General features: G+C 33.4%; 22 protein-coding genes. 14 read left to right on the top strand and 8 right to left on the bottom strand.

The genetic code is table 11. The features are described 5' to 3' along the window. Nucleotides 1–497 precede the first annotated feature (497 nt). On the bottom strand, nucleotides 498–650 hold the full coding sequence (locus AB8B52_RS00865; protein WP_406024292.1) for an SsrA-binding protein: 153 nt from the start codon (nucleotides 648–650) through the stop codon (nucleotides 498–500). A 599-nt stretch (nucleotides 651–1,249) separates the two neighbouring features. On the opposite strand from AB8B52_RS00865, the gene AB8B52_RS00860 reads away from it, so the two are divergent. After that, a complete protein-coding gene (locus AB8B52_RS00860; protein ID WP_406024290.1) occupies nucleotides 1,250–3,211 on the top strand; it encodes an endonuclease in 1,962 nt (653 codons plus the stop codon). 79 nt (nucleotides 3,212–3,290) lie between these two features. On the opposite strand, the gene AB8B52_RS00855 is transcribed toward AB8B52_RS00860, so the two are convergent. The 3 genes from AB8B52_RS00855 to AB8B52_RS00845 are packed head-to-tail and all read right to left on the bottom strand — an operon-like array spanning nucleotide 3,291 to nucleotide 6,239. Beyond that, nucleotides 3,291–4,229 carry a hypothetical protein gene (locus AB8B52_RS00855; RefSeq protein WP_406024288.1) on the bottom strand — a complete coding sequence of 313 codons (939 nt, stop codon included), beginning with the start codon at nucleotides 4,227–4,229 and terminating at the stop codon, nucleotides 3,291–3,293. Then, complete coding sequence (locus AB8B52_RS00850) at nucleotides 4,189–5,877, bottom strand: M56 family metallopeptidase (protein WP_406024286.1); 1,689 nt, start codon at nucleotides 5,875–5,877, stop codon at nucleotides 4,189–4,191. Before AB8B52_RS00850 ends, AB8B52_RS00855 begins: the two co-directional genes overlap by 41 nt. Before the next feature lie 2 nt (nucleotides 5,878–5,879). Further along, nucleotides 5,880–6,239 (bottom strand): BlaI/MecI/CopY family transcriptional regulator, encoded by a 360-nt coding sequence (locus AB8B52_RS00845; RefSeq protein WP_406024284.1) that lies wholly within the window; start codon nucleotides 6,237–6,239, stop codon nucleotides 5,880–5,882. A gap of 139 nt (nucleotides 6,240–6,378) precedes the next feature. On the opposite strand from AB8B52_RS00845, the gene AB8B52_RS00840 reads away from it, so the two are divergent. Beyond that, nucleotides 6,379–7,329: a calcium/sodium antiporter gene (locus AB8B52_RS00840; RefSeq protein WP_406024282.1), complete on the top strand. Its 951-nt coding sequence runs from the start codon at nucleotides 6,379–6,381 to the stop codon at nucleotides 7,327–7,329. Nucleotides 7,330–7,477: 148 nt separating this feature from the next. Here the strand turns inward: AB8B52_RS00840 and AB8B52_RS00835 are convergent, their stop codons facing one another. Further along, nucleotides 7,478–8,506, bottom strand: a complete 1,029-nt coding sequence (locus AB8B52_RS00835; protein WP_406024280.1) for a glutamine synthetase beta-grasp domain-containing protein — start codon at nucleotides 8,504–8,506, stop codon at nucleotides 7,478–7,480. 182 nt (nucleotides 8,507–8,688) lie between these two features. On the opposite strand from AB8B52_RS00835, the gene AB8B52_RS00830 reads away from it, so the two are divergent. The 7 genes from AB8B52_RS00830 to AB8B52_RS00800 all read left to right on the top strand — a co-directional run bounded on the left by AB8B52_RS00830 (nucleotide 8,689) and on the right by AB8B52_RS00800 (nucleotide 15,845). Continuing rightward, on the top strand, nucleotides 8,689–10,875 hold the full coding sequence (locus AB8B52_RS00830) for a glutamine synthetase III (protein ID WP_406024278.1): 2,187 nt from the start codon (nucleotides 8,689–8,691) through the stop codon (nucleotides 10,873–10,875). A gap of 214 nt (nucleotides 10,876–11,089) precedes the next feature. Continuing rightward, nucleotides 11,090–11,227: a hypothetical protein gene (locus tag AB8B52_RS00825; RefSeq protein WP_406024276.1), complete on the top strand. Its 138-nt coding sequence runs from the start codon at nucleotides 11,090–11,092 to the stop codon at nucleotides 11,225–11,227. Nucleotides 11,228–11,390: 163 nt separating this feature from the next. Next, nucleotides 11,391–12,065, top strand: a complete 675-nt coding sequence (locus tag AB8B52_RS00820; protein WP_406024274.1) for a Curli production assembly/transport component CsgG — start codon at nucleotides 11,391–11,393, stop codon at nucleotides 12,063–12,065. 45 nt (nucleotides 12,066–12,110) lie between these two features. Then, nucleotides 12,111–13,292, top strand: a complete 1,182-nt coding sequence (locus AB8B52_RS00815; RefSeq protein ID WP_406024272.1) for an AIR synthase related protein — start codon at nucleotides 12,111–12,113, stop codon at nucleotides 13,290–13,292. A gap of 292 nt (nucleotides 13,293–13,584) precedes the next feature. Then, on the top strand, nucleotides 13,585–14,016 hold the full coding sequence (locus AB8B52_RS00810) for a hypothetical protein (RefSeq protein WP_406024270.1): 432 nt from the start codon (nucleotides 13,585–13,587) through the stop codon (nucleotides 14,014–14,016). Between the two features lie 9 nt (nucleotides 14,017–14,025). Beyond that, the gene (locus tag AB8B52_RS00805) at nucleotides 14,026–14,784 is read left to right on the top strand and encodes a hypothetical protein (protein WP_406024268.1); all 759 of its coding nucleotides are present in this window, start codon (nucleotides 14,026–14,028) and stop codon (nucleotides 14,782–14,784) included. A 44-nt stretch (nucleotides 14,785–14,828) separates the two neighbouring features. Further along, nucleotides 14,829–15,845 carry a DUF3078 domain-containing protein gene (locus AB8B52_RS00800; RefSeq protein ID WP_406024266.1) on the top strand — a complete coding sequence of 339 codons (1,017 nt, stop codon included), beginning with the start codon at nucleotides 14,829–14,831 and terminating at the stop codon, nucleotides 15,843–15,845. Here AB8B52_RS00800 and AB8B52_RS00795 read toward each other — a convergent pair whose 3' ends face one another. Together AB8B52_RS00795 and AB8B52_RS00790 are read right to left on the bottom strand one after the other, a co-directional pair. Beyond that, a complete protein-coding gene (locus tag AB8B52_RS00795) occupies nucleotides 15,846–16,505 on the bottom strand; it encodes an ABC transporter ATP-binding protein (RefSeq protein ID WP_406024264.1) in 660 nt (219 codons plus the stop codon). Between the two features lie 15 nt (nucleotides 16,506–16,520). Beyond that, nucleotides 16,521–16,808 carry a hypothetical protein gene (locus AB8B52_RS00790; RefSeq protein ID WP_406024262.1) on the bottom strand — a complete coding sequence of 96 codons (288 nt, stop codon included), beginning with the start codon at nucleotides 16,806–16,808 and terminating at the stop codon, nucleotides 16,521–16,523. Between the two features lie 255 nt (nucleotides 16,809–17,063). Here AB8B52_RS00790 and prfA point away from each other — a divergent pair, with 255 nt between their 5' ends. From prfA to AB8B52_RS00770, 4 genes are all read left to right on the top strand, one after another. Then, nucleotides 17,064–18,143 carry a peptide chain release factor 1 gene (prfA, locus tag AB8B52_RS00785; protein WP_406024260.1) on the top strand — a complete coding sequence of 360 codons (1,080 nt, stop codon included), beginning with the start codon at nucleotides 17,064–17,066 and terminating at the stop codon, nucleotides 18,141–18,143. A gap of 145 nt (nucleotides 18,144–18,288) precedes the next feature. Further along, the gene (locus AB8B52_RS00780) at nucleotides 18,289–18,819 is read left to right on the top strand and encodes a hypothetical protein (RefSeq protein WP_406024258.1); all 531 of its coding nucleotides are present in this window, start codon (nucleotides 18,289–18,291) and stop codon (nucleotides 18,817–18,819) included. Nucleotides 18,820–18,822: 3 nt separating this feature from the next. Next, nucleotides 18,823–19,641: an orotidine-5'-phosphate decarboxylase gene (gene pyrF, locus AB8B52_RS00775; protein WP_406024256.1), complete on the top strand. Its 819-nt coding sequence runs from the start codon at nucleotides 18,823–18,825 to the stop codon at nucleotides 19,639–19,641. A gap of 106 nt (nucleotides 19,642–19,747) precedes the next feature. Then, nucleotides 19,748–20,530, top strand: coding sequence for an ABC transporter substrate-binding protein (locus tag AB8B52_RS00770; RefSeq protein ID WP_406024254.1), 783 nt, complete (start codon nucleotides 19,748–19,750; stop codon nucleotides 20,528–20,530). Nucleotides 20,531–20,656: 126 nt separating this feature from the next. Here the strand turns inward: AB8B52_RS00770 and AB8B52_RS00765 are convergent, their stop codons facing one another. Beyond that, on the bottom strand, nucleotides 20,657–21,367 hold the full coding sequence (locus AB8B52_RS00765) for a DUF4197 domain-containing protein (RefSeq protein WP_406024252.1): 711 nt from the start codon (nucleotides 21,365–21,367) through the stop codon (nucleotides 20,657–20,659). A gap of 41 nt (nucleotides 21,368–21,408) precedes the next feature. On the opposite strand from AB8B52_RS00765, the gene AB8B52_RS00760 reads away from it, so the two are divergent. Beyond that, on the top strand, nucleotides 21,409–22,356 hold the full coding sequence (locus tag AB8B52_RS00760) for an MBL fold metallo-hydrolase (RefSeq protein WP_406024250.1): 948 nt from the start codon (nucleotides 21,409–21,411) through the stop codon (nucleotides 22,354–22,356). Nucleotides 22,357–22,436: the final 80 nt, after the last annotated feature.

Raw genomic sequence — 22,436 nt, 5'->3', positions numbered from 1 at the left:
TGAGCGTTTTTTTGTTGAAACTATTTTCAAAGCGGAGCTTAATGGATGCGCAGCAATCCTTTAAGCTCTGTTTTGTTGAGAAATTGAATTAATAGTCAAGTTTACTTAGCGTTTTTTGGTTTTAGGAGATTACTAGTTACGATAGTAAATAGAAAAAATTTCTTGGACACGAATCAAGCTTATAAGTTTTAGTTTGTTAAATGGGTGCGAGAATAACCGTTGCCAAAGCAATAGCTTAACTCTTCTTGAAAAAACCTAAAACTGTAGGTGTTCAATTTACTCATATAATATGAGTCAGTGACAAATAGATCTATCAAGTCGCTTACATTATGAATAAGATCATTTATAGTGTATGGCAACGTGTCTTTTTATATTTCATATTAAATGCTTTGCATTGTAGAAGAAAAGGTTGTTAAAGAATAGCATTGTTAGAGGCTATTCGCAAAGCGATAATTGTTTAGATTTAATGGTGAATTTAACACTGCATAAAATTAATCCTACCCAAGCGAGTGCTTAGTCACATAAACACGCCAACCGATTATAGCCAGCTGAAATTTACTCGCTTTACTAAGGTCTAATCGTTTTTTAGAATAACTAGGAAGCATCGCTTTGTTAACTTTGGCGATGAGTTTAAAGATGGAGGTCTTCATGGTTTTGGTTTATAACACAAGTCTCTTTTTAAACTTTTGTTAAATGAGAGTCAGGTTCAAAAATAGTAAAACTTATTCTAGAACTAAGTTCTACTTTTCAGCCTGTTGGTGGTCAGTTTGGTTGTGGTTTAGATTATAGCTAAAATAAGCTCGATAATCAATTTGGCTAGTGTCATCATAATTTTTTGGTTTTAGAGGTTAATAAAATACATTGTTTGTTTGATTGAGTTTTCAATATATAATCTTAAGGCTATGTTCTCCAAACGTTTTTATAAAAATCGATGAATTTGAATTCGAATTTGTAAGATAAAAAACAAAATATGTTTCGTAAATATGTGACTTACCTACAATAAGATTATAATATGTAACTTTAAAATTTATTTATGGTTTCGTATTGTTACTTTTTAAGGGTATTTTTTGACTAGTTTTTCTAATCGTAGTGGCATTTGGTTATCAAACTATCAGATTTTCAGTAATTCATCTTTTTTCGAATTTAATTTTCTGACATATATCATCTTTTATTTGAACTATTTTTTGTAATTATTTAAGTCCTAATCGTCATACTTAATAATAAAAGTATCTTTGTAAAAAATTAAGAAATGAAAAAAATTGCTTTAATACTTGTAATGCTGTTTTCTGGATTCACTTGGTCGCAAGTTTTAGTTATCAACGAATTAGAGGCAGATAATCCAAGTATAGATTCTAAAGAGTTTATTGAGTTAAAATCACAAACACCTAATTTTTCTACCGATGGTTACATTTTGGTATTTTTTAATGGCTCTAATAGTGGTGGTGATTCTAGCTACTTTGTGTACGATTTAAATGGGTTTACAACGGATATTAACGGTCTGTTAGTGGTTGGTAGTGCTAATGTTTCGCCATTTCCACAAGCTTTAATGGCAGAAAATGTCATTCAGAATGGAGCAGATGCAGTGGCAATTTATCAAGCTTCGGTAAATGATTTTCCTGAAGAGACTGTGGCCACTCAAACCAATTTAATTGATGCCATGGTTTATGGTACTAACGATTCTGACGATACAGGTTTATTAGCCTTATTAGGTCAAACGATTCAGCATAACGATAATGGTACCAATGCCAATCCTAAATCTATTCAACGTTTTGTGGATGCTATGGGTAATGTAACGTTTTCGGCAGCGCCAGCAACTCCAAGACGCGAAAATGATGGTTCAGGTATTACTATCAATCCAATTGCTATTTCTGTAGCAGCTACAGAATATAGTGAAGGTGACGTTTTTGATATCACTTTAACTTCTGAAGTAACCATGACATCAGACGTTAACTTTAATATTAGTTTAAGTAATAACGGATTTAATACGGCTGATTTTTCAGGAAATACCAGTCTTACCATTCTTAGTGGTGAAAATGTAACGACGACGACTATTACTCTGGTCGATGATGCTGATAATGAAGGTGATGAGGTTATTAAAATTAGACTTTTAGATTTGGTAGAACCGATCATACCTTCAAACGGAGCGGTTGAAATTAGAGTGGTTGATAATGATTTTACTACAGCAGCTTGGGGAACACCATTAAATCCAACATACGGAGCTGTTGCGAGTACACAGCCAAGCGGTTATTACGATAGTTTGGACGGTTTAGCTGATGTTGCTTTGCGCCAAGCCATGCAAAATATTATTGCAGATCCACCAACGGTTAGAGCACACACCTATACCGATGTTATTGATATATTAAGAGAAGCAGACGAAAATCCTGAAAATAGTAACGAAGTCTGGTTGGTTTATACCGAACAAGGAAGATCAAAATTAGATTACCAAACCACTTCTGTGAATACGGGTAAATGGAATCGAGAGCATACCTTCCCACGATCGCGTGGTGGATTTTTTAGCATTGAAGAAGATGAAATTGCCGATGGTATCGATGTATTTTGGGAAACGGAAGCCGATTCATTAAGACATGGAAATTCTGATGCACACGCTTTACGCGCGGCAGATGGTCCAGAAAATAGTAGTAGAGGTAATCAGTTTTATGGAGAGTACAACGGTCCAACAGCTACCTCAGATAGTTTTAAAGGTGACGTTGCAAGAGGTATTTTCTATATGGCTGTGCGTTATAATGGATTGGAAGTTGTCAACGGGTTTCCTGATGGTATTGTTGGACAATTTGGTGATTTAGCCACCTTATTAGATTGGCATAGAAATGATCCACCAGATGATTTTGAAATGAATAGAAATAATGTCATTTATAACTGGCAGAAAAATAGAAATCCGTTTATAGATCAGCCTGATATGATTGAATATATCTGGGGAGATAACGTTGGCGATATTTGGATGCAATCATTAAGTCTAGAAGAGCAGTCTCAATTACAACTGAGCGTATATCCTAATCCTACTCAAGGAAGGGTTACGATAAAAGGTAGCCATACCGCTGTTGAGGTGACTGTTTTTTCTATTGATGGAAAGCGTTTAAAGCATTTTGAAGGAGTAGAGGATACCATTGATTTAGATGTAGCGTCTGGTTTATACCTTTTGCAATTAACAAGTCAGAATCAATCCGTAGTTCAAAAGATTATTGTAGATTAAATAGAAACGTTTTAGTTATAAAAGTAAAAGCCAAACTGAATTTTTAGTTTGGCTTTTTTTTGTTTGATTGAGGCTGAGACTATTTTGTTCTCGCTATTAACGAGCCTTCTGATTTGCCATATTCAATATTCGGAATACCACTATTAGATTTCCAATTGGCAATGCTCTGAGATCCAGTGTCTGTCCTTAGACTTATTTTAATACTTGTTATTTCTCCTTTGCGATTGCGTTTTAATTTGGAGTACTTTACAGTGATTCCAATTTTTGCGAGATTCAATTTATGATTTTCTAATACTTTATCCGTAGAATATTTTGAAATGTAGGCTAAACTCGCATTTTTAGATTCATCGTCGTCAGTAAATGATATGGACGATATTTCAGCTTTTAGCGTTTCAATTTGTTCAGTTTCTAATGCAATATTGCGTGCTTCACCATTTTTCATTGTAATCTTAATCACTCCATTTTTTCCTTTTTCTCCATAAGTTTTTACTGCATCTTCTCCTCTTAACACACTCATACCTTTAATTTGTTTAGGGTTTATAGTGTGCATAGCCGCTTTGCTTATTTCTTTTCCGTCAACAAGAATCAAGAATTTTTTATTAGGTTCTGTAAAATAAGGTAAATCTTTATTTTGTTTTAACGCTCCAATTGTTATAAGTACATCATCATTTGAAGAGATTTTAGTTTTATTAGATTTTGTATGTTCAGTATGTTTTGTTTTGGATTCTTCGTCAAGTTCCTCATCAGTTTTAGAGGTAATAATTATTACACCATTTTTACCTTTTTCTCCATATTTGTCTGTGGCAGACTTTCCTTTTAAAACGTTCACTGTTTTTATCGTTTCTGCATTCATTCCTATAAAGGAAGCGTCGTTTTCTGAAATTATTTTGTTGTTAACAATATATAAAGGTTTTTCTTTTTTTGAGATGACTAAAAGCTTGCTTTTTTTACCATTCCCAGCATTATCCGTATGAATGTTATAGGTAATATTGCTGTCTTTGATTAGTGTCTGTATCAACTTCTATTTTTAGATCATCTCCATTGTTATGTAGATGTATAGTTCCGATATTAGTGTTTTCGCCAGTTGTATTGATTTCATCTTCAATAACTTCTGTCACATCTTTTATGGCACTTACTCCAAAACGGCCATCGCTGTTCATTTCAAAGTAAAACGATTTAATACCCTTAGTGTTTTTTACGTTATAGTTTGTAGAACCATGTTCGGTTTCAAAATCAATATTTATTTGTGAAATGTCACCATTGTTATTTCGTTTTATGCGGTTTACGGTCATGGTGACATCCTTTGCTTTTAAGTAAGATTTCATTTCGTCTAAACGACCGTCTGTCATGTTTTTAGTAAATGTGACTTTAACGCTTTCCTCCATAACGAATGAAAAAGGGTTTAATTGATCTGATAAATTATATTTTGAAAGTAACGCGTTAACTCTAGTGATAAATGCTGCTTTAGTGTCACTAAGTTCTGGTTCTCCAATAATCTGATCTAAGTGTAGTGCTCCGTTTTCTTCTCTGCCTATAAAACTGCCATTTTCTTCAAAAAACTCTTTGTAAATTAAAAACGTTTTAATAGCTGTATCGCTATGAGATTCATAAGTAGAACCAGATAACTTTAAATTAATATGCGTAATCTCATTTTGCTTATTGCGCTCTAAATTAAGAACACTAAGTGTCGCATTTTTTTCTTCAAATTCTTTGATTATAGCCTCAAATTCTGAATCTTTTGTGTCTTTGGTGATAATAGAAATCACCTTATCTTGATTTGATGAAGTTCCATTGACAGTCTCTGTTTCAACGTAAACTTCCTCCGTATTCATACTTATTAATAAGACGGCTACGAGCGGAAGAATGAAAAGGTATTTCAATTGTTTTGTGTTGTGTGATCTGGATTTGTTCATCATAAGAATTCGTTTTTTGATGGATGAATTATAAAAATGATTTGATAAGGACAGATCGTGATTTGATACACTTGTTTTTAGTAATAAGTGCTGATATGCTTTTTTAGATGCGGTTGCAATTTGGGTTTCAGAGTCTGCGATGTATTCTAAATTTTGGCGCACTTCTTTTCTGTAAAGCCAAATTAACGGATTAAACCAAAAGAGTACACAGGCTAATTGTGTGAATATAATATCTATGGAATGCCATTGATTGACGTGTACTTTTTCGTGTGTAAGAATCAGTTCTAGTTCATCGTCTTCATAAAGTTTTGGATTATAAACAATCCATTTAAAAAATGAAAATGGTGACATGTCGTTTTTAATAATCACATAGGTGAATTGTTCGTCTCTAAGTTTCGGGTTTTTGAGAAGCAATAAAGCTAAGGACCCAAATTGTAATATAAATTGAATAAGAAATAAGACGCAGCCAATACCATAGATAATAGGAATGAGACGTGTCCAATCAAAATTAGTTTCAGATTGTGCCACAACAACATCTGAAGCTAAAGTTGGAATAAAGTCGGTATTTTGAATAGCAACGGTTTCCATGGGTATATAAACAGGAATCACTATTAATGGAAAAATAAGTGCCACGACTAAACCAGCCAATAGAAACCATCGATTGTGCTGAAAAAAGGTTTCCTTCTTTAGTAACAAGAAAAAACACAAATAGAATAGTGCTATGACGACAGAAGCTTTTAAAAGATATTCCATAATTATTTTTTTTCTTCTATAAGCTTAATGATCTCTTTTAATTCGGCCACGCTAATTTTTTCTTCTTTAGCAAAAAAGGAAACTACATTTTTGTAAGAGCTGTTAAAATAGTTTTCAATAGCTGTACTCATAAATTTAGTTTTGTAAGCTTCTTTCGATACTATTGGGAAATACTGATGCGTTTTTCCGTAAGCTTTATAACTAACATAGCCTTTTTCTTCCAGATTTCTTATAATGGTAGATAGCGTATTGTAATGCGGTTTATCTACTTTAATTTCGGCTAATACATCTTTTACAAAAGCGTTTTCTAGCGTCCATAAGATGTGCATTATTTCTTCCTCTTTATTGGTGAGTTTTTGCATAATTTTAGTGTTGTTTTCAAATATAACTGTTTTTTTAGTTATATAACTAAAATAATAGTTAATTAACGAAAAATATAGTTTTGGTTTCTGTAGAAATGAAATGTTATCTTTGCGCCTTTAATAAATGATATCATATAAAATGAGTGTAATTCTTGTTATAGCTGGTTTAGCATTGTTGGTCGTTGGTGGTGATTTTTTGGTACGTGCTTCGGTAGGACTTTCATTTAAACTAAAGTTGTCGAAGTTGGTGATAGGTATGACAGTAGTTTCCTTTGCAACCTCTGCGCCAGAATTATTGGTGAGTTTACAAGCGGCTTTAGACGGAGTTTCAGATATTGCTTTAGGGAATGTCATTGGTTCTAATATTGCTAATATCGGATTGGTTTTGGGTATCACAGCCATTATTTCACCACTTGCAGTAGATAAAGATTTTTATAAACTGAATTGGCCAATGATGATGTTAGCCTCTTTTGTATTATACTATTTTTTGTGGAATGATAACCTTTTATCTGCGATCGAAGGAGCGATTCTTTTTATAGCGCTCATCGTCTTCCTAGTGGTTTTAATTAGAAGTTCTCGTAAATCCACTAAAGCGAATTTAGGCGATGTGGACGATTCGCTTGCTGTGGTTTCTAATTTTAAAATCATCACTTGGCTATTAATTGGTGCGGCAGGTTTGTATTTTGGATCCGACTGGCTGGTAGAAGGCGCAAAGCAATTAGCAAAATCCGTTGGTATTAGTGATTACGCCATTTCAGTAACCGTTATTGCCATTGGTACTAGTGTGCCAGAACTCGCAGCTTCCGTTATTGCGGCTTTAAAAAAGGAGAAAGCCTTATCTTTAGGTAATCTTATTGGTTCTAATATTTTTAATATTGCTTCTGTTTTAGGTTTAACAGCAATTATAAAACCTATTGAGGTAAACCCAGCAACACCAGAAATTTTAGGAACTAATATTTGGTGGATGATTGCTTTTGCGGCCATTTTAATTCCTTTTATCATCATCCCTAAACGTTTTGAAATTGGACGCTTAAAGGGAGTGGTGCTTTTTGGAGCTTACTTAGTTTTTATTTATATCACCTTAAAATAATTTGAATACAATTTACAGGTTGAATTGTTTTTAGTTGAGTTACTTTCAGTACCATCAAAAAGCATTTAAAATTTTATAATAAAGCACAAAAAAAAGGCTTACAGTAATTTAACTGTAAGCCTCTTTAGATTTAATTTATAATATTTACTTAAGACGTAATATTAGCACTTTTTACAGTTTTTATAATTCTACCAGCAATTTTATAAGGGTCAGCATTGGAAGCTGGTCTTCTATCTTCTAACCAACCTTTCCAGCCTTTTTCGACTACGATAATTGGAATACGAATTGAGGCACCTCTATCAGAAACTCCCCAAGAGAAATCGGTAATAGCAGCAGTTTCGTGATCTCCTGTTAATCGTTGGTCATTAAATTCACCATAAACGGCGATGTGCTCTTTTACAACGGGTCTAAAAGCTTCACAAATTTTTGCATATGTTTCTTTATCTCCGCAGGTTCTTAAAACTTCGTTTGAGAAGTTAGCGTGCATACCAGAGCCATTCCAATCCATATCCTTACCTAATGGTTTTGGGTGGTATTCAATATAATAGCCGTATTTCTCAGTGAGTCGGTCTAATAAATATCTCGCTATCCAAATTTCATCACCAGCTTTTTTAGCGCCTTTTGCAAACAGTTGAAATTCCCATTGTCCTGATGCGACCTCTTGGTTAATACCTTCAAAGTTTAAACCAGCTTTGATACATAAATCGGCATGCTCTTCAACTAAGCCTCTACCATGAGTGTTTTTTCCACCAACTGAGCAATAATACATACCTTGTGGTGCAGGATATCCACCAATAGGGAATCCTAATGGTAATTGCGTTTTGGTATCCATAATGAAGTACTCTTGCTCAAAACCAAACCAAAAATCATTGTCATCATCATCAATAGTAGCTCTACCATTTGAAACGTGAGGAGTTCCATCTGCATTTAAAACTTCTGTCATTACCAAATATCCATTAATTCTGTCTGGATCCGGATAAATTGCTACAGGTTTCAATAAACAATCAGAAGATCCACCTACCGCTTGTCTTGTAGATGATCCGTCAAAAGACCACATTCCTAATTCTTCAATTGTGCCTTTAAAGTTTTCATGCTCTTCGACTTTGGTTTTACTTCTCAAATTTTGAGTTGGAAAATAACCATCTAACCAAATGTATTCTAATTTAATTTTTGCCATAATAAAAAATGTTCTTTGAATCTTAAAATATAGATACAAATATTGCGATTTTTTTTTATTGGTCAAAAAAAATAGGGCATTTTAGACGAAATGTTATGAATTATTGTTGATAACCCTATTTTTAGGTGGGCTTCGATCTAATTTTTAAATATTTTGTATTTTTGTCTCAAAATATTACTGATATGTCAACATTGAGATTTCATGCTGTAAAAGCGGCTTTAAAGCGAAAGCCAATAAATATTAAAATAAAGAAACGTCGTTCCGAAATTTTTGGATCTAATGTGTTCAATGAGGTCGCTATGCGTCAATATTTAACCAAAACGGCATTAGATAGTGTTTTAGAAGCTATAGAAAAAGGCACAAAGATAGATCGTCTTGTTGCAGATCATATTTCCACAGGAATGAAAGAATGGGCTATTACTAAAGGCGCAACACATTACACCCATTGGTTCCAGCCTTTAACAGGCGCAACGGCCGAAAAACATGATGCCTTTTTTGAAACTATTGGTGGTGGTTTGGCTATTGAAAAATTTGGTGGTAATCAATTAGTACAGCAAGAACCTGATGCTTCTAGTTTTCCTAATGGAGGTATTAGAAATACATTTGAAGCTAGAGGTTACACAGCTTGGGATCCAACATCTCCTGCTTTTATATACGATTCAACGTTATGTATACCTACAGTATTCGTATCTTATACAGGTGAAGCCTTAGATTATAAAACTCCTCTTTTACGAGCTTTACAAGTTGTAGATAGTGCTGCTGTGGCAGTTTGTAAATATTTCGATAAAAATGTAAAAAAAGTAAATGCATCGCTAGGATGGGAGCAAGAGTATTTTTTAATTGATAGTGCTCTCGCCACATCTCGACCAGATATTTTATTAACTGGACGAACCGTGTTTGGACATTCGCCAGCAAAAGGACAACAGCTCGATGATCATTACTTCGGATCTATACCTGGCAGAGCGATGGCTTATATGCGCGACTTAGAACACCAATGCATGCTGTTAGGAATTCCTGTTAAAACAAGACACAATGAAGTAGCACCAAACCAGTTTGAATTGGCTCCTATATATGAAGAAGCAAATTTAGCTGTAGATCATAATGCCTTATTAATGGATATTATGCAAAAAATTGCGAAGCGTCATAATTTTACAGTGCTCATGCACGAAAAGCCTTTTGCTGGTGTCAACGGTTCAGGAAAGCACAATAATTGGAGTTTAAGCACCAATACAGGAGTTAATTTATTGTCGCCAGGAAAAACACCAATGAGTAACCTTCAGTTTTTAACCTTCTTTATTAATACCATTAAAGCAGTACAAACTTATGAAGAGTTGCTGAGAGCTGCCATAGCATCTGCAAGTAACGACCATCGTTTAGGAGCAAATGAGGCACCACCTGCTATAATTTCAGTTTTTATAGGAGAGCAATTAACTAAGGTGCTAAAAGAATTAGAAACAGTTACGAAAGGTAAGTTGTCTCCTCAAGAAAAAACCGATTTAAAGTTAAATGTGGTAGGTAAAATTCCGGAAGTGATATTAGACAATACGGACAGAAATAGAACGTCTCCTTTTGCCTTTACGGGTAATAAGTTTGAATTTAGAGCGGTTGGTTCTTCAGCAAACTGCGCCAGTCCTATGACGGTTTTAAATACTATTGTGGCCAAGCAATTAATCGATTTTAAAATTGAAGTAGATGCTTTGATTGATGAAAAGTCAATGAAGAAAGATGATGCTATTTTTAATGTGTTAAGAGAATACATTAAAACGTCTAAAGCGATTCTTTTTGAGGGTAATGGTTATAGCGAAGCTTGGGAAAAGGAAGCTAAAAAACGAGGTCTAAGTAATAATAAAACAACACCTGAAGCTTTAAAAATTAAAAAAGCAAAATCCACTATTGCACTTTTTGATAGTTTGGGTGTTATGAATAAAGTAGAGTCCGAAGCACGTTACGAAATTGAAATGGAAGAATACAGCCTTCATATTCAAATTGAGAGTCGTGTTATTGGTGATATTGCAAGGAATCATGTGGTGCCAACAGCAGTGCGCTATCAAAATATTTTAATCGAAAATGTCACAGGACTTAAAACCATTTATGGAGAGCGTTTTAAGGATTTAGCTAAGGAGCAATTGTCACTCATTCAGGAAATTTCGCATCATATCGAAGCTATTAATTCTTTAGTAACGCAGATGACAGATGCGCGTAAAAAGAATAATAAACAAACTGATATTGAAAAGAAAGCTAGTGGGTATTGTAATGAGGTAAAACCCTTGTTTGAAAAGATCAGATACCATTGCGATAAATTAGAGTTAATGATCGATGATGAGCTATGGCCATTAACCAAATATCGCGAGCTTTTATTTACTAAATGATGATATTTCAGCGGTTTACTGTAGGTTTTTTGTTTTGACGTACGTAGTTCTACGTATAAAATTGTAGAAAAAAAATGTAAATTGTGTCGTTTGTCGATGACTTCAAACTAGTTGTCGAAAAGGTACTAATATCACAATAAATAATTGAAAATAGTCATTTTTGAAAAAGGTTTAAGTTGTATTTTTGTCCTGCTATTAATCAATACTTGTAAAAATGAAAAAGTTACTACTTAGTGTAGCTATTCTTGTTGGCGCAACCTTAATTCTTTCTCAGGATAAAACTGAAGACTTAAATAAAGTAACAAAAGAATCAGTGGTGAATGTGCAAGCAAAGCTTCAAGCAGAATCTTAAAAATTAGACTTTTATTAGTCGTTAAGATAAAGGATAAAATCGATGTTTCGGTTTCATCCTTTTTTTGTTTTAAGAATCGTTAAGTGTTATCTTGTTATTGTTTTATAGTGCCGCCCTTTTTAAAATCTTCTATGGAATAAACTTACCTTTTAATAAAAGGTATATGATTCCAAAATTCAGTATTATTTTATATGCTCTAGTTATTGCTTTTGCTTTTTCTAATTTTGGGTTTTCTCAAAATGATGATGAACAAAGTGAAAAATCTATTAATCGTAGATATGCCTTTTTTAATTTTCGAGGATCTCATGCGGTAGACTTGGGCGCAGGTACAGCAATAGTAGGTGCCGATTATGAGGATCCTCAGTTTGAAGCTTATTTTAGAATAGGTTACAAACATCATCTTACAAGTCACTTAAATCTTAATGTTACGTTTAATAAATACAATGTTGCAATAAAGGACATATCTAATGAAGGTTTTATGTCTTTCGATTTAAATTTTGAATTTCTATTCAGTCCTTATACCAAGTTTTCTCCCTACATATTTGCCGGAGGTGGTTATAATTCTTCTAACGATTTTGAAAGTACTGCTACAAAAGCTCAAGGTGGCTTAGGTTTGGAGTTAATTATTACTGAAGGTGTAGGTTTAAAATTATTTGGAGAATATAATTATATGTTTACGGATGAGCTCGATGGACTGGTAGCAGGAGATTTTAATGATGTGCTACTAAGAGCAGGTTTAGGACTCAATATTTACTTCGGTGGCAACAAGAAAAAAGAAGCGCTACGAAGAAAAATGAAAACCGTAATTAATTCCAACCTAATCATTCCTTATAATTAAACGCAATTCTTACTTTTGCAGCAACAATATTAATCACATAGTGTTATGAGTAATTCGGTGAGTAAAAGATATGCGCAAAGAGGTGTTTCTGCATCCAAAGAAGATGTTCACAACGCTATAAAACATATTGATAAAGGTCTATTTCCGCAGGCATTCTGTAAAATAGTGCCAGATTATCTTACAAACGATGCTGATTTTTGCTTAATAATGCATGCTGATGGTGCTGGTACAAAATCCTCATTAGCTTATATGTATTGGAAAGAAACTGGAGACCTTTCGGTTTGGAAAGGCATTGCACAAGATGCTTTAATTATGAATATTGACGATTTACTTTGCGTCGGTGCAACGGACAATATTATGCTGTCCTCAACTATTGGCAGAAATAAGAACTTAATTCCAGGCGAAGTCATTTCTGCCATTATTAACGGAACAGAAGAATTAATTGAAGATCTGAAATCATTTGGTGTTACCATTCATTCCACAGGAGGTGAAACTGCCGATGTTGGTGATTTGGTTAGAACAATTATCGTAGACTCTACAGTTACAGCACGTATAAAGCGAAGTGATGTCATCGATAATGCCAATATTAAAGCCGGAGACGTGATTGTTGGTTTAGAATCTTTTGGACAATCTACTTACGAAACCGAATACAATGGTGGCATGGGAAGTAATGGATTAACATCAGCAAGACATGATGTGTTTTCTAAATACTTAGCCGAAAAATATCCAGAAAGTTTTGATGCCAGTGTGCCAGAAGATTTGGTTTACTCTGGTCAAATGAAACTTACAGATGCCGTTGAAAACGCACCTATAGATGCTGGTAAATTGGTTTTATCGCCAACACGTACTTACGCACCAATTATAAAAGCCATTTTAAATACCTATAATAGTGATGCTATTCATGGTATGGTGCATTGCAGTGGTGGAGCACAAACTAAAATACTTCATTTTATAGAAAATCTTCATATTGTAAAGGATAATATGTTTGCAGTACCTCCGTTATTCAAATTGATACAAGAACAATCTAAAACCGATTGGAAAGAAATGTATCAAGTATTTAATTGTGGGCATCGCATGGAATTATATGTAACACCAGAAGTTGCCAATGAAATTATTAAAATTTCAAAGTCCTTTAATGTTGATGCTAAAATAATTGGTAGGGTAGAAACGTCAAATACTAAAAGATTAACGATAAAAAGTGACTATGGAACTTTTGAATACAGCTAAGGAGAATGAAAGTTTCCCCAAAAAAAGAAACTTTAACTTCACTCCTTTTCTTATTATTACGATTGTATTAATAGCTCTTAATATCGCAGCCGGATTTTTGTTTGAGATGCAAGGCTTAAGAGTGGTTAGGATTGCAACAACGCTTATATTTTTTATTGGGTTTTTATCTCTGAGATTAAAGCATAAAAGGCTTTTTAGTATAATTCTTGCGCTAATTCTTTTATCAGATGTTGGTCTATTTAATTATGAAAACAAATGGTTTTGTTTTCTGAGATTTGTTACCTATATCATTATGAATTTGTTATTAAGCTATCATCTTTTTAATAAATCATTCTTTAAAAAGTTGAAGCCTTTTGCTTTGGCTGTAATTTTTGTCATCTTTTTATCCTGTGTGTTTTTAATTGAAAATTTAGCACAATTAATTGATTTTACCGTTTTTGGCAGATTTCATGAGTTTCTTTATTACTTTTATACGCTAACCACGTTTTTATTAGTATTTCTCACTGTCGTTTATAATCTTAATGAGTATTCTAAAAAAATGGATGTTTTTTTAGCAACAGTCGTCGCATTTTTAGCTTCCGATATTTTGTTAATGATAGGTTATTATGAAGATTTATACATTGTGATCCAAATAGAACGATTTTTTCAAATAATGGCTATTGCATTATTAATTTATTATGTGGTATTATTTGATGAGAGTAAAAGGTTGAAAATAGAAAATTAAGTAATACAATTGAAGAAGGGATTTTTGAATACAAGCAGCAACGGGTTAAGTAAAAATAGGGAAGGAGTGAATCTTTCTTATTTTATTATTGGAGTAAGTTTATTAATTCTAATTAATGTGGTTTTGGCACAATCTTTTGATTTGCAAGAATGGCGAATTACAAGAAGTATTACTACAGTTATTATTTTTGGTTGGTTTTTATCATTTAAAGTTAAAAAAAAGCTATTTTTTTCTTTAATTTTTGCGCTACTACTGATTGCAGATTTAGCTCTGTTAGACTATGAAGCAAAGTGGTTTTGTTTTTTAAGATTCATAACGTTTATAATTATTAATGCGCTTTTATGTGTTCATTTATCTAAAAAAATATCAGTAAAGCAACTCACACCTTTTGTATTAGTTACTATTTTTATTTTATTTGTGTCTTGCATATTCTTGGCAATTCAGCTATCCGAGCTTATAGATTTTACAATTTTTGGACTATTCCATGAGGTATTGTTTTACACCTATGCATTGTCAACATTTTTACTCGTGCTGTTTACAGTATTAACCAGTTTAAATGATTACTCCAAAAAAAATGATATTTTCTTAGGAGCCATAATTGCTTTTTTTCTGTCAGATGTCTTATTAATGATAGGCTATTACGAACAATTTTATTTAGCGTTTCAAATTGATTGCTTCTTTCATATTCTAGCAATGGCATTACTTATATACTATGTAGTGTTGTGTAATGACAATACTGCAGAGGCCGACAGTGGATTCATAAATTGAAAAGACATACGCTATCAATTTAAAACTTAGATCTGTTTAAGTACATGTTTAGAATTAATAACTTTTTATGGATCACCTTTGGTTTATGCCTCATTTGTCCTGTAACATTGTTTGCGCAGCCAGATTCATTGTATTTTCAGAATAAGACAAAAAAGAAAGCCGCTAAATTAGGTTGGACCACCAAAAAAGAAGTGGGTTTCGATCTAAATCAAGTGTCGTTTACCAATTGGAATTCTGGTGGTACCAATTCAATTTCAGGTATTCTTACAGGAAGAGCGACTGCCAGATATAAACAAGAAAGATGGTTTTGGAATTCTGACTTCAATGTCCGCTATGGTCTTAATAAGCAGGAAGATGCTAACATCAGAAAAACGGACGATGTTATCGAGGTGATTTCAAATGTAGGTTTAGAAAAAAATCCAGAAAGTAATTGGTTCTACTCCGCCAGGTTTAGTTTTAATACGCAGTTGGCTAATGGATTTAATTACCCGAATAGAGACGAGCCTATATCGCGCCTAATGGCACCAGGTTATATGTTTTTTGGATTAGGAATGGAGTACGGTCGCTTTATTGAGCGTTTATCATTCTATGCTTCACCCTTTACACTAAAAACAACGTTTGTTTTAGATGACGATTTAGCCAACAGAGGTGCTTTTGGTGTTGATCCTGCCATCTACGATTTAGAAGGTAATCTTATAAGGGAGGGAAAAAAGGTACGACAAGAACTAGGAATCCTATTAACCAACCAATACCAACAAGAAGTTTTTGAAAATATAAATGTGAGAAGTCTATTGCGCTTATATACGGACTACCTTAATAATTTCGGTAACATAGATATTGAATGGGAAGTCAATTTTGATATGAAAGTCAATAAATATGTCAGAGCCACATTTGGTTCACATCTAAGATATGATAATGATATTAAAGTAGAGGTGGAAACCAACGAAATTACAAATGAAGAAACGGTCCTTGTTGGTGCAAAATTACAATGGAAACAGATTTTAGGAGTCGGAGTGGTAGTGGATTTAGATAATATTATGAAGACGTCTACTGATCCATAATTACAGACTGCCATCGCTTAGATACCTGTAATCTTCCAGCTCATTCAATTTACCAATGCGTTTTGTAGTCCCATTTTTAAGCAAATAAATAGTATCAGACGCTTCAATAATGTGCTGGTACATATGATCTGAAATAATAATCGCTTTTTCTTTTTTTTCTTCAGCAATCATGTCTTTTACACTTTCAATATGTAAAGGTGATAAGTGCGAAAAAGGTTCATCTAAAAACACAATTTTACTTTTTGATTTCAGAATAACATACGTTTCAATAATGCGTCTTTCGCCACCAGATAAGGCTTTAAATTTTAAGTTTTCATAAATTGAAAAAGCCTTAAAATGTGATGTAAAATTAGTCCAATCTAAATTATAGAGTTTAAAAACAAAGCTCAGTTTCATATCATCAGGAATAAAATGATACTGTGGTAAATACTTAGCAATACCTGTGTTGTATAAAGGTTTTAGAAGTGGTTTGTTGTCTATTCTAACCAACTTATATTTCGGTTTTAAGTTCCCAAAAGCAATATTGAGCAAACTACTTTTTCCACAGCCATTACTGCCTAAAATGGCTGTTACTTTTCCAGTTTCCGCTTTTAGGTAAATACCGTTTAAAATACGTTCGTTTTTAAAGTAGAGTTCTACATTGTCGAGTTCAAATATCAATTTTAAAACTTGTGTTTAGATGAATTCCTTAAAAATAAGAAGAAAACTAACGGTTAAAATACAATCGACAATAAACATGGTAGAAAATAGCTTTAGAGACGATATACCTATGTTTTTATAAAACGTTAATTTACGTCTATTAGGTGTTTCATTGATGTAATACCATGCAAAAACCGTAAGACATAGTTTGGTGGCAATTGCAGGTCCGATATGCGGATTAAAAAACGCAATAATGGTATTTGCAATAAAAGACCAAACCACAAATGTTTTGTAAAAAGCGAGTATAGCTAGGAAACGATGCATCGTTCTAGGCTAACGTTATTTAAGTGCGATTTATTTTCTGTAAAAAAATGAATTTCAATTAATTTAGAGAAAAGAGAAAAATACATTTAATCTTTAATTGGTTAAATAAAATCACAAATTATAATCAGTGAGTTACAATTAAATCTTTGTTCTATAATCTAAAAGCGTAGCGGTCTATGTTCTTTTTTTTTAAAAAGTGAAGCGGTCTAATTTCTTATTTTTATCGTATTTTTGAAATTCAATTTTTGAACATAGATGTTAGAGAAAATACAGATTATAAAGCAACGTTTTGATGAGATCAATGACCTGATTATTCAGCCAGATATTATATCAGATCAGCAGCGCTATGCCAAGCTGATGAAAGAATACAAGGATTTTAAATTAATCATTGATAAAGGCGAAATTTATAAAGAAGCCTTAGATAATTTGGCTGAAGCTGAAGAGATTATTGCTGATGGTTCTGATGCCGAAATGGTAGAAATGGCCAAGATGCAACTCGATGAAGCTAAGGTATCTATTGACAAGATGGAAGAAGAGATTCGTTTTATGCTCATTCCTAAAGATCCAGATGATGCTAAAAATGTAGTGGTTGAAGTCAGAGCAGGAACAGGTGGAGATGAAGCGAGTATTTTTGCAGGTGATTTATACAGAATGTATTCTAAATACTGTAGCGATAAAGGCTGGAGAGTTGATGTGGTAAGCACAAGCGACGGAACCTCTGGTGGATTTAAAGAAATTATTTTTGAGGTGTCTGGTGAAGATGTTTACGGAACTTTAAAATTTGAAGCTGGTGTGCATCGTGTACAACGTGTACCACAAACAGAAACTCAAGGACGTGTGCACACAAGTGCTGCAACAGTAATGGTGTTACCAGAAGCAGAAGAGTTTGATTACGAATTAGATATGACTGAAGTACGTATTGAACGTACCACATCAACAGGTCCTGGTGGTCAATCCGTAAATACAACGTATTCAGCAATTAAGTTGCATCACGAGCCAACAGGTATGATTGTGAGTTGTCAAGATCAGAAATCATCACATAAAAATTTAGAGAAAGCTCTTAAGGTATTACGTTCTCGATTGTACGATTTAGAATTGGCGAAACAACAAGCCGCAGATTCAGAAAAACGAAAAAGTATGGTAAGTTCTGGTGATAGAAGTGCTAAAATTAGAACCTACAATTATCCGCAAGGACGTGTTACAGACCATAGAGTTCCTGGATTAACACTTTACGATTTATCAAATATCATTAATGGTGATATTCAAAAAATAATAGACGAATTAATGTTAGCTGAAAACACGGAGTTGTTGAAAGCTAATGATAATGTGATTTAAAATTCCTGCGAAAGCAGGAATCTTATGAATCAGTAATATATTTTGAATTTTAATATCTCACTGCTAGCGCTCGTTTGTAACGAGTGCTCATGTAAAATCCGAAAGCGACTAAAATAGAGCGTTGTTTTTAAAACGACCCATTGATATGAAACCATACACTCATTATATTTTTCTGCTAGTGTTGATGCTTTGTAATTTGAAAGGTGCCGCTCAAAATGAGACAAGAAAAGAGACCTTAGAAAACGAATGTATTTTCGATCAAGCAACACAAACAGATGCATTTCTAAAGGGTATTAAAGAATTAGAAGGCTATAAATGGGATGCTGATTCTAAGACTGCCGAAATTAGTTTAAACGATGATTGGTATTTATCCTTAAAAAGAGGGGGTTGTGATAGTTTTGAGTTATCCGCATCTTTCATTTACGATCGATTGTTAGATTTTGAAACAGATAAGCAATTAATTTTTGATCAAGTGATTTGGATTACCAATTTAATTGAGGGTTTTGACGACGAAGGCATTAAGAGTGCACTAAATAATAATCGAATTAGTACAGAAGTCTTAGATGAAAAGGTTTCTATTCGTTTTACGGATGATATGCTCAGCGATTTTTATTATATGATCTTTCAAACTGAGGATGATCATTCTTTTATTACTTTTTCATTTTATATGGATTAATCAATGACAACACAACAACTAACAACCCAAATCAAAAAAAAGCAATCCTTCCTCTGCATAGGCTTAGACGTCGATTTAAATAAAATCCCAAAGCACTTATTAAAAGAAGAAGATCCTATTTTTGATTTTAATAAAGCCATTATCGATGCCACGCATCACCTCTGTGTGGCTTATAAACCCAACACAGCATTTTACGAAGCCTACGGCATAAAAGGTTGGCAAGCTTTAGAGAAAACGATTAATTACCTAAACGAAAATTACCCTGAAATTTATACGATTGCAGATGCCAAACGAGGCGATATTGGTAATACAAGTACCATGTATGCCAAAGCTTTTTTTGAAGACTTAGGCTTCGATAGTGTTACGGTTGCGCCATATATGGGAAAAGATTCGGTAGAACCGTTCTTGGCTTTTAAGGATAAACACACCATTCTTTTGGCATTAACTTCTAACCAAGGTGCATTCGATTTTCAAACTAAAACTGTAGATGGCGTTGAGTTGTACAAACACGTTTTAGAAACCTCTAAATCTTGGAAAAATTCAGAAAACTTGATGTATGTGGTTGGTGCTACTAAGGCAGAATTCTTAGCGGATATTCGCAACATTATTCCAGAAAGTTTTTTGTTAGTGCCAGGTGTTGGAGCCCAAGGTGGAAACCTACAAGAGGTTTGTAAATATGGTATGAATGACGCTGTAGGCCTATTAATTAATTCTTCAAGAGGTATTATTTATGCGTCTCAAGATGAAGATTTTGCAGAAGCTGCTGCAAAAAAAGCGGAAGAGTTGCAATTGCAGATGACTCTTGAACTGAGTCGTCATTAATTAAAAAATTGAATACGTAGAATGTCCCCTTGAGGGGACTTTAGGGGTGTTTTTGTGATTATAATTCTTTTTAGTTTAGTAATTTCAACTGGTTTTTACAATATCTATGACGCATACTGACCAACTTAATCGTACTATTCAACTACAAAAAGTACCAAAGCGAATCGTTTCGTTAGTGCCTTCGCAAACGGAACTGTTAGTCGATTTAGGTTTAGAAGCGTCCATAGTTGGAGTTACAAAATTTTGTGTGCATCCAAAGCATTTAAGATTGTTTAAGAACGTTGTTGGTGGTACAAAACAAATTCATATTGAAAAAATAAAAGCGCTTAGGCCAGACATTGTGCTTTGCAATAAAGAGGAAAATACCAAAGCCATCGTAGAGCAACTAGATGGTGTTGCGCCAATTCATATCAGTGATATTTATAATCTTGAGGATTGTTTTGAATTGATTAAAATGTATGGTGAACTATTTCAAGTTGAAGAAAAAGCGTCAGAATTAATTGGACATATTCAAAAGGAACGCGAAGCTTTCCGAAGTCGTATTAAAACAAAAACACCATTAAAAGTAGCCTATTTTATTTGGAAAAAACCTTGGATGGTGGCTGCCTCAGATAATTTTATTGATGTGATGCTATTAGAAGCTGGTTTTGTAAATGTGTTTAAGGATGAAAAACGCTATCCTGAAATCGATTTAAGCCATTCCAAATTGCAAGAAGCAGACTTAATTTTTTTGTCGAGTGAACCTTTTCCGTTTAAAGAAACACATGTTTTAGAATTACAATCTCAATTCCTCAGCAAGACAGTTAAAGTTGTAGATGGAGAACTGTTTTCTTGGTATGGTAGCCGTTTGTTAAAGTCTTATCGCTATTTTGAATCGCTTTATGATTAAGCATTAAAAAAAGTCGATATTTTAAGGATACCGACGTTTTAATTCACTGTTGTGACAAGCGCTGAAATTTACACGACAAAGCTATTTTTCGTTTGTAGGATAACTATTCGTTGTCAGACCAATATGTTAATCCTGCAAAGCAAACACCTTCTTCAATAAATCTGTACTACGAGAAGACGCTTTACTTCTAATTTCTTTTTCCTCAACAGCAATCATGGTGTAAACACCTTTTAACGCTTCATTGGTAACATAGTCTGTTAAATCGGTACTGACGTTATTTGTAAAAGGAATGTTATTATATTTTGTGATAAGATTATCCCAAATTTTATCAGCACCAACTTTACTAAAAGAAGCACTAATGACTGGTTTAAATTTATCGTAAAGTTGCGTTTGTGTTTTAGAGGTTAAATAATTTGTAGCAGCATTACTTTCTCCCAAAAGGATGGTTTTAGCATCATCAAAAGTGATATCCTTTACAGCATTTACAAAAATAGGAGTCGCTTCTTTAACAGCATCTTCAGCTGCTCTGTTTAAAACTTTTAAGCCTTCATCAGCCAAATTTCCTAAACCAATTTTTCGTAAACCGTCGTCCACTTTTTGTAATTCCGCAGGCAAGACTATTTTAACCAAGTCGTTTTTAAAGAAACCATCCTCAGATGTTAACTTAGTCACTTGTTTATCGATCCCTAAATCTAGAGCTTGTCTTAATCCGGCTGCAATATCCGCATTGCCAAGCACACTGCTAGTGCCTTCTGGCAAAGAATCCACCACTTGTTGTAATTCTGCACAAGCCGTTAGGTTAAAAATTATAAGTACGGCAAATATTCTTTTCATCATGAGTTAAGGTTTTATATCTTTAGCAAAGATAAATTATACAATTGAAATCAGTCCAAATATTAATCTTAATCTTATGTATTTCTGCATTTAGTTGCACGTCGTCGATTGCTGAAAAAAATCTAAATCCGTATAAGCAGTATATTACAGTTCTTGGTATTGCACAAGATGCTGGATATCCTCAAATTAATTGCGAAAAAGAATGTTGTGCCGCTTACTATAAGTCGGAAGAATCAAAGAAACTCGTATCATGTTTAGGCTTGATTGATTTAGAGGCGAAACAAAAATGGCTTTTCGATGCTACACCAAACATTGGAGAACAAACCGAAATATTAAAAAAAGACCATTTAGATAATGGTTACATCATAGATGGTGTGTTTTTAACACATGCGCATATTGGGCATTATACAGGTTTAATGTATTTAGGTTTAGAAGCTTTGGGCAGTGATAAGATTCCTGTTTATGTAATGCCGAGAATGAAAAATTACTTAGAAACAAACGGACCATGGAGCCAATTGGTTAATAAGAACAATATTGAATTACAACGCTTAAAAAATGACTCAACTATTAATTTGAATAATAGGCTTGAAGTAAAACCCATCCTTGTGCCACATCGTGATGAATATTCAGAAACCGTCGGTTATAAAATTATTGGTAAAAATAAAACGGCTTTATTTATTCCAGATATTGATAAATGGGAAAAATGGGAGAGAAATATTATTGAAGAAGTCAAAAAAGTGGATTATGCATTTCTCGATGCTTCCTTTTTTAGAGATGGTGAATTAAATAGAGATATGAGTGAAATTCCACATCCTTTTACTACTGAGACTACGACCTTATTTCAGGATGAAGATTTAGTAACAAAAAATAAAATTTATTTTATTCATTTCAATCACACCAATCCTACTATAAGGGATAAAAATGCTTTAAAGGATAGTATTCAGAGTCTCGGTTTCAAATTTGCTAAAGAAGGTGATAATTTTCAGCTTTAAAATACGTTGAAACATTAACTATATCAATAATTGTTTATTTTTAGCATAGTATTTGATTAGTCATTGATAAATTGTATAAT

The sequence above is a fragment of the Winogradskyella sp. genome, assembly GCF_045105575.1.
GTDB lineage: Bacteria > Bacteroidota > Bacteroidia > Flavobacteriales > Flavobacteriaceae > Winogradskyella.
Note: the sequence above shows the minus strand (reverse complement) of the source record. Positions and strands in the feature narration are given on the sequence as shown.